This is a genomic window from Chryseobacterium sp. OV279, assembly GCF_900128945.1.
In the GTDB taxonomy this organism is placed as follows: Bacteria; Bacteroidota; Bacteroidia; order Flavobacteriales; family Weeksellaceae; genus Chryseobacterium.
In genome coordinates, this window is sequence record NZ_FQUD01000001.1 from 1,753,583 (window position 1) to 1,767,987 (window position 14,405).

The 14,405-nt window shown below is 40.1% G+C and carries 4 protein-coding genes; all 4 read left to right on the plus strand.

The window, feature by feature from the left end; translation table 11 throughout:
- The first annotated feature begins 7 nt into the window (after positions 1 to 7).
- Positions 8 to 6,676: a hypothetical protein gene (locus BUA72_RS07765; RefSeq protein WP_072922423.1), complete on the plus strand. Its 6,669-nt coding sequence runs from the start codon at positions 8 to 10 to the stop codon at positions 6,674 to 6,676.
- A 13-nt stretch (positions 6,677 to 6,689) separates the two neighbouring features.
- On the plus strand, positions 6,690 to 11,165 hold the full coding sequence (locus BUA72_RS07770; RefSeq protein ID WP_072922424.1) for a hypothetical protein: 4,476 nt from the start codon (positions 6,690 to 6,692) through the stop codon (positions 11,163 to 11,165).
- Between the two features lie 323 nt (positions 11,166 to 11,488).
- On the plus strand, positions 11,489 to 12,907 hold the full coding sequence (gndA, locus tag BUA72_RS07775) for an NADP-dependent phosphogluconate dehydrogenase (RefSeq protein ID WP_072922425.1): 1,419 nt from the start codon (positions 11,489 to 11,491) through the stop codon (positions 12,905 to 12,907).
- A gap of 11 nt (positions 12,908 to 12,918) precedes the next feature.
- Complete coding sequence (zwf, locus tag BUA72_RS07780; RefSeq protein WP_047451954.1) at positions 12,919 to 14,400, plus strand: glucose-6-phosphate dehydrogenase; 1,482 nt, start codon at positions 12,919 to 12,921, stop codon at positions 14,398 to 14,400.
- Positions 14,401 to 14,405 lie beyond the last annotated feature (5 nt).

The window sequence follows — 14,405 nt, forward strand, 5'->3', positions numbered from 1 at the left end:
ATTTTCTATGAGCCAATTAATACAAAATTATCTCAAAGGTTCAGACGCTAAGCCGCATCTTCGGTTGCTGGCTATTGTTGAACTTCAGGAAGCCAACCACGGTGAAAAAAATTGCTTTGGTGTTTTCGCAGGATGTAAGGGAAGCAAAACTGCGGACAGTGATTTTAATTCCCTGCAGTTGAAATGGGACGGAATTTCTGGAGTAAAACCTAAATGGCAGACAGAGATGCCGCTTTGGTGTATTCCGCTAAAAGTAAGTACAGAAGGGCCTTATGCCTATGAACTTAATTATTCTAAAGATCCTGTAAAGAACAGTTATCCGTGCAGGAAGGCGGTTGTTAAGCTGTATAACGGAAAAGACGGAAAAATAAATAGCTGGAAAGATTACAGCTTTCTTCCCGGGAAAGACGCTGAATACCAGGAATTGATCACTTCATGTACCTATTTTGACTTTAATCCAGCTTATGGAACCGTTCATTATATAATTGAAAATAATACAGATGAAGGAATTGGAATCTGGATCACTGATAAAAATGTCTCACTTCCCCTTTATGATAAAAAACTATTCCGTATGGGTGGAGTTATTAGTGAAATTATTGACACCCATAAGAAGTTCAATGAACTGGAAACATGGTTTGGCGTTAGGCAGCCTCAAGATAGCCCACATGCTCCGTTTTTCACGGTTGATCCTAAAAATAAAGCCAATGCTAATGGCAATGATGTGCCCGTTCACTGGAAAAAAAACGGTCGTACCGATGATATTGTAACGTTTGATTTTTCGAAAATACCCGTTAAAATCACTACTGATTTCAATGATCCCGACTTTGTATCAACCAAAATAAGAGACGAGAATACCGACGATAAATCTCAAATTGCATGGTTCGGAAAAGATGCCGTTCACAACAGTTTATCACTCCTTATTACCGATAGAAAGACAGTTTCAGGGGTAGCAGGCTCTTATCTGTCAAGAACTGGATCAAGTACTGTGATTAATTATTTGCTGTACCGGCACAACGAAGATTCGAAAGAAAACCGGACTATTCTCTGTAAAATAAAGGATACCACAAACCTTATTAATACCTGGAACGAAAAAACAGAAAATAAAGCCGTATCGATTCTTGATACTGAAGGAGCGCAGCCCATAGGTATTGTTCCGAAAATTGAAAACACAGTTTTGAATTCCGTTACGGTTATATATGATAATGTTGATGGGATCAATGCCAATTTTTCCAGTGTATACTTTTCCGGGCACGGAAAACCGGATATATCATTTCCATTAATACGGGATAAAGAGCTTTATGCAAAAAATGCTTCTTTAGATGATACTGAAAACCCTTTAATACACCTTAATGAAGTGGTGTTTGAACCTTCAAAAGGGAATGTAGCAGACAACGGAAGTGTCATTATTCTGAATGTAAAGGCAGGCGAGACATCTCCTGATCTCAATAACGTTATATTGCTTGACGGTTCATTTTCTTTTAAGCTGAAAAATTATTCCAAAGGAGACGAACTTATCGATAAACTGCAGGTCAGTTTCCAGCTTCAAAAAGCACAGAGACCACTCTTTTTATGGCAATGGTATAAAGATATAGATAAGGAAGATTCTATCCGGTACTGTTATTCCATCAATAAATTCAGGATTCCCGTTCAGGAAGTGAAAGCGTTTGGAAACGATCTCATCGGTAAAGAAAAACTGGTAGCGCCCTCATCGTTAGGAACGCTATCGGAAGGCTTCGGGGAGAGAAGTGAGCCTGCATTGGTGATTCCCTTACTCGAAAAAACAGAAAAAAGTACCGAAGGTCTTCAAAATGCATATTATCTGATGATGTCTGAAAGCTCGAATGTGGCTCAGAACTACAGACTGGAAATGCAGCTGGAAGAAAAAGACCAGATGGGCGGAATAGACAGTACGGCCACCGTGGAAGCAGTAGTACTCAATGCCGCACCTCAGCAAATCGCTAAAATTAAAACACAACTTTTACGCTCACCCTCTACAGACGACGGAATTTATATTTTGGCGAGAAAATCAAATTTTTCCATCGACAGCGGTACCTGGGAAATTTATACAGACAACGCCCTTGAAAAAGGATTCGAGCTTAGTCTTCCTGCACAGGCGGTTGGTGAGGCTTATATAAAAAGTATAACCAACAACGGAGGAGAACCGAAAGATGGCGAAGCCATTGACTACAAATTTTCTCCATCCGCAGTATTACAGATCGCCAGTGAACAGCTCAACCGCCAATATGTAACACCAGCCTGGAATCTTAAAAATATCTGGGGTGAAGTAGGAGACAGCAACCCGGGATTACAGCTTATTAATGCAAAATTTGAGTTACTTTATGGTTTAGGTGCCCAGTTAGAGAATAAAAATGCATTTATTGCAGAACTGGCCCTCAAATTAGGCGCTATACCCAATCCTCCACAAAACAATATTGTCTGGAAAGAATCAAAAGTACAGGAAGAAGCATTTAAAACGCTGTATATGAAATACCGGGATTTATACAGATCCTGGCAGAGCAGGCTGTCTATCCTTGAAGTGTCTTCTTCCGAACCGTTTCGGCCGGGCAAATTTACCGATGGGATCAGCTATTTTATCCGCAGGGAGAAAAATCTGCTGAATGAGGATGGTTCGGTTAAAGAATATGGTAAAGGAGCTCAGTTTAGATGGCCAATAGGCCGGCAGGTTTCTCCGGCTCAGAATGATCAGCTATACCATAATCCTGAAGGTTTGGCGGGTGGCGCATTATATCCGTTTGAATCATTAGGTGTTTATGAAGAGTTGTGGCGGGAAGGGATCAGCAAAGGCTCGTCTTCCGGAGAAATTGAGCAGCTGGCTTTTACCTCTCTGGGAGGTTATGGCAGGCAAACGGCCAGATTTGCCAGTGATAAAACCGTTATAAAATCAACCACTTCTTTGGGAAGAACTCATTTTCATGCTGTAGAGCGTATCGGAAGAATAGGCGTTTTATGGAACAGAGCCAAACATGTGATTGAATATGAACGTACTGTAATTCCTCCGGTTCAGTTTAAAAAAGAGCAGCCCGAACTTCTGGGACGACCTATCGTAAGAAAAGTAAGAGAGTATATCGAAATCCTGGAACCTGTCAGGAAATATCCGGACCTGGATGGTATGAGCCCGGACGGTTCAGGTTCTATAACAGGCTGTCAATTTAAAAGTATAAAAATACCTGTGTCTTCCTCTTGGGGAAGAAATGTGAAGGCGGGTGGCAAGGGGATCATTGGCTGGGAAATTCCTCTATGGAACAAACATGCCGATCCTGAAATCTATCCCTTTCCCCAAATCCTGCTGGAATTGTTAGCTCCTAAAGGTGCTGAAATAAAAAATGTTCTTTCTCAGATGGAGAATGTGGAAGACCTCTACTTTTATACGGATGTTCGCTCAGAAGTAGTATTTATTGATAAAAATAACCTGCCGGTACCTGTTAAAATAGAAGCCGATACAGATCGTTGGCCCCTGATAAAATATGTAGACTATACCGATCTGCCTATGGTGGATATACACAGAAATGCCAGACCTGCTTTGGGAAATACACCGGAGCTTATGGATGCTCCCTTACCGGGACCGATAAGTATATTGCCCGGTTTTGAACGATTCTGCTTTAAAGTAAAACCTTCGGAAATAACCAGCTCAGTCAACGGAAGATATGTAGAAAATTCCGAGATTAATGGGAAACTGCGGGTAGCAACGATGATGCGGAGTGCTCCAAAAGGGAATGAGCTGAAAACAGCATTATCAGGCGGAACACTTCAAACAACAACGGTCATTAACCAACTTGCTTTTGATCCCAATAATATTCTGAGCCAGTGTGCAAACGGGCTGGAACGTGCCAATACAAAGCTGTTGTCAGGTATACTGCCGGCTAACATTACCGGATATGCTTCCGAAGCAGTGGAGAAAATCACTTTTTCTGTAAACCAGATTGATGCCATTAAACATGTACTGGTTTCAGCTCCTGAGGTGACTTATCTAAGTAATAATGTTTGGTCGGCCGCCAGCCATTTCGAACTTCCTACAAAATTACTTTGGAAAAAAACCGTCGAAAGTGCCGATGCATTTATAGCTTCACTCATTTCAAATTATGACCTGCTGACTGGTGAAGTGACTAAAAAGGTGAATGCAATAATGGCGGAGGCTAATGAAATAACTGATGAGTTTATTGAGAAATTAGATCATGAAATCAATGGTCAGGTTGTATCTGTCCAAAAGATCATTGAACAGTTTTCTTTTGAAATAAGTTCGCTTGCCAATGAAGCGACGGGAATTATTAACCAGGGAGTAGACGTTACAGAACGCTTTTTACAACAGATTGATACCTATTTATCAGATGCTGAAAAAGAAATCCAAAGCATTAATCTGCATACTCCCGATGAGGTGAAAGATGAAATAGAAAGGCATTTAAATGTTAAAAGAAGAGATATTCTGGATCAGATGACCAATAATGTTCTGTTAAATAAATTAAATGCAAAGTTCAATTTCGAAAAGAAGATCAATGATTTATTTGACGACATACTTCAGGAAATACGTGAATCAGAGCTGTCTATCGGTTTTGCTGTAGACAAGACAAAAAAACTGCGCAATGATATCATCGATTATATTAATGCCAATAAGGGTTTGTCTAAAGAAATAAGAATAATAGTTGATGAAGAATCCGCAGCTCTTAAAGACGGTGTTAATACCATAGAAAGTGAGCTTTTAAAAAAACTGAAACAGCTCAGCAATACAATTTCGATTGAACATCTGAACCTTAAAGAAACCCTGAAAACCTTTAGCAAAGAGAAGAAGGAATTTATACAATCGGTCAACGGTTGGCTAAATAAGACAGTGATTGATATTAGGGGAATATTGGAACCCGGGCTTATAAAAGAATTTTCAACTATCCTGGTGAATGATCCCCAAAGTGAGATTGTTGGTTTTAAACCCCTTATCGATTATTTTAAGGAAGCTGATGATTATATTAAAAACATCGCGAGGGAATTATCTTCCTTTTTTCATCAATTGGATCCCAATCAGTACAAAGCTCAGTTCAGCAAATACCTGGAGCGTTATAAAAGCTATAAAGACCTGGAAGCTGCTATCGGAACTAAACCCCCAAACCCCAAAAGTATCCTGGAAGCAGCCAATAAATTTACCGAAGAAATTAATGAAGATCTCCGGGCGCTCACCGGAACATTACTTCGTACTTACTCGGAAGGCGAAAAAGCAAAGTATACATATAATGAGCTCAATGATGCGGTAAATACCACTTTATTCAATTACAGAGGTGTATATGATGAACTGGTTGCTCCCGGTCTTGGCTTCAACCGTAAGACTGTAGCGATGCTCGTAAGTACCGATTGGAAGAACGTGGAACAGCGTTTAACCATTACTCCTGTAATGACTAAATTCAATCAGTTAAAGGAAAATCTTTCTGCACTGGGCATCAGGCTGCCTTCTGTTTCTATTACCGATAAATTTTTAGCCCCTGCCAGAGAATGGGGAGAAGAAGCTCTGAAGAATTTTAAAAATTCTCTCCTGAGCAATTATGATTTTACCAATATTATAAAAGGAGCAGGCGGTCTTGATCTGGAACGCTTAATCCCCGGGTTTAAAATGCCGGACGCATTCAGAAATAATATTAAAATAATGCACGGGACCGATGTCAACAACCTAAAAGCCTGGGTAAAAGCGGAAACCAATATGAGTCTTCCCAAACGCGAAGAGCTTTTTGCCATAGGACCGGTAAGCGTATCATTGGACAAAGCAGCTACTCTGGTCGGAAATGTAAGAGCAGAAATTGATGCAGACAGCAAAGTCGAAAAAGAGAACCACGGATCGCTTACAGGTTCTTTTATCATAGGATTGCAGGGCACAGAATTAATGCGTTTCAGAGATGCTAAGATCACTTGCGTTAATGATAAATATGATTTTGATTTGGATCCCAGCAGGATGGAAATGTCCGGACTGTTACAGTTAATTACGGATGCCACTAAAAATATTCCTGCAGCATCTGAAGACGGTGAAGAGACTTCCGTGTTTAAGATTGATATTTTAAAAACAAAGTATGAGAATACCAATGTTGAAGTCCCATACGGAGTGAATGCTTCTCTGGATATTCCGCCCATCACGATAGGCGGTGGTCCTACGAATATCACCAATCTTGCTTTTGGAGGATATTTTAAAATGAAAGCTTTTGATGTTGAGAAAAAAACACTGGACTTTAGCTTGGGATTAGGATTTTACCTCGGAAAACGGGAAGCTCCGTTTATTTTTACCGCCTTTATATTCGGTGGCGGCGGCTTTGTCGACTGTTCGGTGGATTACACGCCTTCTTTAAGCAATAGCCTGAATGTCAATTTTGCCATGAGTGTACAGGCAAGTGCTGCCTTGGCTTTTAATGCCGGCTGGATCTACGGTAGTGTAATGGTAGGAATGGGCATAGAAGTAATGTATGTCAAAAAGGCTCTCGGGCCTGGAAGCAGGACGAGTGTTATCATGTTCATACAGTTTATCGGGCATGTATGCGTCGTTCGTATTATTCATGTTTTTCTGGTTGTACGCCTTGCCATTGCCTATGACGGTCAAAAAATGACAGGTACCGGAAGAATAAAAGCCTCCATGAGAATTTGCAGATTTTTCACCCTAAAAGTGGAAAAAAATTACACCCATAACTTTTAATTAGCACCAAGACATGAATAATTATTTACAAATAGCCATAGATCCAAGCTGCATCCAAACCACTGATGATGCAGGAACTCCGCAAATGACAGTGGCCGTAAGCATTACCGGTCTGTCATTTGACAAAACGGATACGAGGGAAGAATTTGAGGCAGCAAAGGAGTTGTTGAAAAATTTTAATACCCATCTTCAGCACAACAGAATCAGACTTTATTTTCTTAGCGACACCGATACGGTATATGGATATGAAGATTGTGCTATCGTTGGAAATTCAACAGCTGGTTTACCTAGTGAATATTTAAATTATATACAAAATGAGCTGCTACAGAATATTAAAGATGAAGCACATTTAGAATATAAATTTAGAGGAATAAACGAAGAGATTAGTGTTGAGGATAGGAACTTTAAGGAGGAGGAATATATAAACGCCGGAGAAGGCTATTCCAATATGGCTTTCGCCAATTTTTCCCAAATGCTGGCACCTCTGAACGAACAGGTAGGACTTGTACTTTTCGGAAAACAGGATATAACAGATCCTACACAGCTGAATATTCCTGCGGGAACAACAAAATTCCTGGCATTTCCTTTACATGATACTGAACCGGCAGCCGGCCCACGGCCAATCGGTTCCGGGATTTGGGAACTGAAGTATGGTCAGACGGATGAGGAGGGCATAAGCTTCGAGAATAAGTATATCTGCATTGAAACGGAAATTCCCGAAGAAACGGTTCAAAAGGGGAATATCCATCTCAGAGATGAAAAGGGAAATTTTGATGGAAAAGTTGAGATTGATGTACTGCAGGATCTTGACTGGAGCACAGATTATTATAACAGTATAGGATCCTATTTAGATTTTTCCTTTCTGCTGCAGGACTGCCTGGGTGATGCCAAAAGCATTGAACTCATTGCGGCTGATGAAAAGTCATTTGAAAAAAACATCAGAGCTATTGATGGGCTGATGTGGCGGTTGGTATTAGAACCGTTCTTTCCTCATACTAAAGAATTACCTGATGGAAGCGGTTATTTTGAGGAGCAGATCGATCCGGTTGTATATAAGTCATGGGTGGATACCACAAAGACCAATGCCAACTTAAAAAAACTGACAAAAAAATTAAAAGAAATCCTTCTTACTGATTGGACGGATAATAAAATCGTTCTTAAGGAAGCATACCGCTTCTGCCGGAAAATGGATGAAACGACCCAAACCGTTGAATTATCACTTCCCGAAAATGAATCAAAAACAGAATGGGTGGGCAAATGGACAGAATCCTGGGCCGCTGTTCTTGAAGATTGCCGGCAATTGGCAACACCTGAAAAAAGGATCATTATCGGCAGACTGCTGGATGAAACGATGAAATTTGTTAATCAAAATTCTCCACCAAAGCCAATTGTGCAGGAAAGATACCTTTTAGAATGTATTGCGCAGTATAATCAGGCTGTGTACTACCATCAATACCAAATTTCAGGAGCTGTATCTATTGGAGAATTTATGTCAAAACTCGAAACGGATATTGTACAGGTTTGGGAAAACATCAAAAAAGATCCGTTATGCCTTCTGAATTTCCTGTACGTGGATGAAGGAGAAGAATCCGACGACATAAAAAAATTGGTTAACGATTATCTGACAGACCATGTAAAAGGATTAAAGGCTAAGATTAAAAAAGAAAAAGCGCCTGTTTATGATCCTCCAGCTATACAGGTAAAGGTATATTCTGACGACAGGATACATAACGATACCGATGATATATCGGACGAAATTGCAGGATTCGTACTGTTGAATCAGCGAAGCAGGGAACCTTATGTAAAAGAATTTGAACCCGCATCCTGGCATTATCTGAATAAAACAACGTTGACCATTAATGATACCGATACCGGGATGACAATTCTTAAACCCTTATTCCTGCCGGAAGTGGATGGAATGCCCCTGCTGTCTTTATCCTTAACCAATCATAAGCGCGGCATTGTAGAACCCAATCTTGCACTGCATAATACGCTACAGGCACCCGGAACTGCCACCAGCAATAAAACCAAATTATCCCCTTATAAAATGGATTTTAAATGTCCGGAATTCTGGTACGGATACCATTATCAGTTTGTGGGATTTGTGGTATTAAACAGTGGTGTTCTGCCTCCTGTGCTGAGATCGGGCAGCAGTTTAAATGCCTTTGCGCAAAGTCCGGTCATTACTGAAGACAACAGTTTGGTTAAAAATTATCATCACCTTAGAAAAGTGGCTGTTGCATCCCCTAATGTATCACCGGAGATCAATGCATCTACGAGGCGGTTTTCGCATCAGGAACCTCCCTCAGATTTTATGCCACTGGCAAAAGAACTGTCTTTCTGGAAAGAAAAGGAATATACCCACCTTACGCTTTCCGGATCAGAGACCTTTAATCAGGTAATAACCTTCGATATTTCCAAGGCTACGACGGGCATTTGGGACTGGTTTGCGTTTGAAAAGAAAACACTGAATGAATTGCTGGAATATCAGGGTACAGATAAATTACTGGAAGCAGTCAAAGCATTTTTAAACAAAGATGAAAGTGATACCCAAAAAAGTGATCTTAAACTACCGGATCCGGCTGTATCTGACCTGATTCTAGTTGAATGGAGCACCGCATTTCCAAAGGCAACCGCAATGGACAGTTTTGAACTCGACAGCAAACATAAAGAACCATTTACGGTGTCCTGGAACAAAGATTCAACAGGATATAATAAAACTGACAATATCTTTACGGTAAAAAAAGGCGAAATTATCGAAATGAAATTTCTGTCGCTGGTCGATCAGAAATACTTCGTTAAAGGAGGAAATGAAGAAATGCTGCACGAGTCTCTGATTCCGGAAGACAGAGCGGCGCATACTTATAAAAACTATTTAACATTTGCGCCTGTTTCTTATTGCTTTGAGGCGGCAAAACATCCTTCCGGCCATCTGGAAGAGGAACTTTGGGAGCTCATCAACATTACAAGTGACAGTAACAAAGATGTTCCGTTTCACGATAATGATTATGTAAAAGTCTTTGCCGGGGCAAAAAAATTCAAAACCGACATCAGTTTAGAATTTGCCTATATCAGTAAATTGGAAGTAAGACATCAGCGGTGGTATTGGGACGGACGGCTGGATGTATCCGGTGAACCGGAATATCTGAATAACACCCATGTTTCTCTTGATCCGGAACATTCTGAAAAATATAAAACCAGCCAGGCTATGGAATGGGAAGCCTGGTCATTCTCCACCAGACCTGATCATACGGGTACGGTCAGACAGGCCCGTTTAAAATCAAGTGACGGAGAGATCAACAGACAGTTATTGTTTTCCATCGAAAATAAAGCAGAAACAAAAGCACTCTACCATCGTTTTGCAGTCACGGCGTATTCCCGGTATGCATTTATAGATAAGATAGATTCCGGAGAACATAGAGTGATAGAAGGAAAAATACCGATAGATAATACTTCGGTTAAAAACCAATGGAAACGTTTTATTCAGCTGTGTAAGCGTGAAGAAAAACTCTCAGCTCCGGTGGTAAGATTTTTCATTCCACTCACAGAATCCATTACGTCTGAACAGGAAAAAACACTAAATCAAAATGCAGCGCCTATTATGGCGGTTGTAGAAGGAAATGTCTTTAATGAGGCGGGTCTTGCCTATGGACTTGAAATCGGGATTGAAAAACTGAACTACCTTACTAAAGAAGGTAATACGGAAGCGTACCTTAATTTTGGAGCCAGTCCAAATTTATCTCATATCAAGTCTCTTGCGCTGTCCGGTAGTGGCAGTTCAGTTGATTCTGATAATTTTATTTTTATGCCGCAGGGACCGGTAGGTTTTACATTTGATTTGGCTGCTGAAACGCCTAAAATCACTTCTTCAGCCTATCTGCTGGATTTATCAGATAAGCATTTATCAGATGCCGTCTGTACCCTGCAGGATCAACGCCAGGCATGGAGCTTAATGAGAGTCGCTACCCGAAGTGTTATCAAAAGGAGATTTTATGGAGGCCAGACAAAATTAGAAGATCTGACCAGCAAATGGTCTGAAAAAACCTGGGTAGAATATGTACTCGCCATCGATTCAACCATCCCTGAAGCGTGGATCAATGAAGTAAACAAATATGGAACGGTGGAAGTAAATACTACATCATTTAAAGATTTATCGGAGATCAACACCTCCTATGAAGAACAGTATATAGTGGTCACAAAATTGGAAAATGATATGGGAGGAATGCCTGTAGAAAGTTATTACGGAACGTACTGGTATGATAAGGAAAATAATATCCTAAAAAGCGATCATGGAGAAAAAATCATTAGCAAAGGGCTTAAAGGATTTATAAGAATTCTCATTGTTCAGAAAGAAAGAAACTTCAGTTCTGATAAAAACATATGGGAACTGCTGTTCAATGCAGATGATACCAAAATACAGGCAGATGCGCAGGTAGCCAGACCTTTGGTCACAAAAAGAGTGCCTGTGGAGTTTAACAATATGCTCTGAGCCGGTTAGTGCGTACAGTAGTATCATTATAAACCGATGCCGGAATGTTCTAAATAGTATTCAGATAAACAGGATTTATTTGGATACTATTTTTATGCTTTGTTCAAAATAAGTTATTAAATCCTTATTGTGTGAATTTTAATAATTGAGATATTTTTAAATTACTGATGCAATGTGTTTTAGCGGTTTTTAAAAGTGTGAATTAAATGAATAGGCTTTTGTCTTTCCGTTGTGAAGAATTTTTTTCTACCCAATTATTTTTTTCCTGATTGGCATTTGCGTAATTTTATTCTCTGTATAACAGAATTCATACTAATAAATAAATGGAAAGATATAATTACGGAATGATTGGCCTCGGAGTAATGGGACGCAATCTTCTTTATAATATTGCCGATAACGGCTTTTCTATCGCCGGATTCGACCTTGATGGAGAGAAAGTAAAAGAACTACAGGACGGCGCCACCTCAGAAATGAAAGTAAAAGGAACAGGTACGATGGAAGATTTTGTATCTGCCCTGGAAACCCCAAGGAAAATTATTCTTATGGTTCCGGCCGGAAAGCCTGTAGATGCGGTTCTGGAAAGTATCACACCGCTTTTAAGCACAGGAGATATCGTAATTGATGCCGGTAATTCTTATTTCCAAGATACCAACAGACGTGTTGCGGATCTGGCCTCAAAGAATCTTCACTTTATGGGAATGGGTGTTTCCGGAGGTGAAAAAGGAGCCAGAACAGGCCCAAGCATCATGCCGGGTGGAGATCTGGAAGCTTTCCATCTTATTCAGCCTATGCTGGAAGCTATTTCAGCCAAAGTGGGCAATGAAGCGTGTACCGCTTATATGGGAAAAGATTCCGCAGGAAACTATGTGAAAATGGTTCACAACGGAATTGAATACGCGATCATGCAGCTAATCAGCGAAGCCTATGATTTGTTGAAAAGAGGTGCGAATTTAAACAACGATCAGTTATACCAGGTTTTCAAAGAATGGAATAATGGTGAAATGAATTCATTCCTGATCGAGATCACAAGAGATATTTTTCAGCAGAAAGATTCATTGACAGATGGTTATCTTGTCGATCAGATCTTAGATAAAGCAGGAGCTAAGGGAACCGGAAAATGGACCTCCGAGCAGGCTATGGAAATAGGAGTTTCTATTCCTACTATTGATATTGCAGTAACTTCCAGAATTTTATCAGCCTATAAAGAAGAGAGGGTTCAGGCTTCTCAGCTGTATGCTGAAAAAGAAATGGTAAGTCCGGAAAATACAGAATTATTCATTAAAGAAGTGGGTGATGCTCTATATTTAGCAACATTGATCAGCTATGCACAGGGATTGGCCTTACTGGTAAAAGCTTCTGAAGAATACAATTTCCAGATTCCTTTGAAAGATGTGGTGAAAATCTGGAGAGGAGGATGTATCATCCGCTCGGTGCTGTTGGAAAAGTTTTATTCCGCATATACCAAAGATCCTCTTCTGTCCAATATTTTACTGGATCAGGATATTTCCGTGATCGTTAAGGATAAAATTAAATCATTACGAAAAACAGCTGCTTATGCTGCTTCAAATGGAATTTCAAGTTTAGGGATTCAGACTGCTTTAGGATATTTTGACGCCTATACCACAGAATCACTGCCTGTGAATCTGATTCAGGCGCAGCGGGATTATTTCGGAGCACATACTTATCAGAGAACAGACAGAGAAGGTGTTTTTCACACTTCATGGCAAACTGCAAACGATTAAAATTGGGAAAAATGAATGACAATAAAGTCTTGAAGCCAACTACAATTATCATATTTGGTGCGACAGGAGATTTGGCGAAAAGAAAACTTTTTCCGGCGTTTTATAATTTATACATCGACGGCAGAATGCCCAAAGGTTTTAATATTCTGGCACTCGGAAGAGCAGACAATACCAATGAATATTTTAAAAACTACATCAAAGAAAACCTTGAGAATTTCTCAAGGAAAAAGATAACTACAGAAGACTGGGCCGGTTTTCAGGCTCATATTACTTATTTTCAGCATCAACTGGATGAGGAAAGTTCTTACAAAAATCTGCACCAGAAATTAGAGGATTTTGATAAGGTTTACGGAACGAGAGGGAACAGGTTGTTTTATTTATCCATCGGACCTGATTTCGTTTCTACCATTTCCAATCATATCAAAAATTCAGCATTGGCTTCTGACGCTAAAAAAGACCGCATCATTATCGAAAAACCATTCGGTCATGATAAACAGTCGGCAATTGAACTGAACAGTTTACTGGCTGAAACGTTTGAAGAGGAGCAGATTTACCGTATCGATCATTATTTGGGGAAAGAAACTGTACAGAATATATTAGCATTTAGATTCGGAAATTCTATTTTTGAACCTTTATGGGACAGTAAGCATATAGAATCCGTGCAGATTACCGTTGCGGAAGAAGTAGGTGTTGAAACCAGAGGCGCTTTCTATGAGCAGACCGGAGCGCTTAAGGATATGATTCAGAACCATTTATTGCAAATTCTTTGTATGGTCGCTATGGAACCACCGGCTTCACTGGAAGCGGGCGAAATCAGAGACCGCAAGGTAGATGTTTTGAAATCTATCCGCAGAATTCCGGCAGATCAGGTGGATCATTATGCCGTAAGAGGCCAGTACGGAAAAGGCATCGTGAATGGAGTAGAGGCTAAAGGCTATCGTCAGGAAGACGGAATTGCTACCGATTCCAATACGGAAACTTTTGCCGCTGTAAAATTCTATCTGGATAATGAAAGATGGCAGGACGTTCCTTTTTACGTTCGTACAGGGAAGAAAATGAAGGAAAAGCATTCTTATATTACCATTCAGTTTAAACCGCTTCCACATTCTACATTTTCAGAAAGCTCACAGCACTTATCTGCTAATAGATTGATTATCAATATTCAGCCATTAATGGATATCAGACTGCAGTTTATGGCAAAGAAACCGGGACTTTCATTGGTGTTAAAGCCTGTTGAAATGATTTTCGACAATTTCGCCTGTCAGGAAGATACCCCTGAAGCTTACGAAACACTATTACTTGATGCACTTATAGGAGATCTTACTTTGTTTATGCGTTCCGATCAGGTGGAAGAAGCCTGGGATGTTGTCAAAACCATTCAGGAAGCCTGGGCAAGCAATAAAGATGCATCTTTTCCAAACTATGAAGCAGGAAGCTGGGGCCCGAAAGAAAGTATTGCACTGGTTGAAAGACAGGGGCATAACTGGGTGTAACATAT

What these genes read in the sequence shown, in the direction of transcription:
- BUA72_RS07765 (WP_072922423.1), top strand. Translation starts at nt 8, where the DNA reads ATGAGCCAATTAATACAAAATTATCTCAAAGGTTCAGACGCTAAGCCG.
- BUA72_RS07770 (WP_072922424.1), top strand. Translation starts at nt 6,690, where the DNA reads ATGAATAATTATTTACAAATAGCCATAGATCCAAGCTGCATCCAAACC.
- gndA (WP_072922425.1), top strand. Translation starts at nt 11,489, where the DNA reads ATGGAAAGATATAATTACGGAATGATTGGCCTCGGAGTAATGGGACGC.
- zwf (WP_047451954.1), top strand. Translation starts at nt 12,919, where the DNA reads ATGAATGACAATAAAGTCTTGAAGCCAACTACAATTATCATATTTGGT.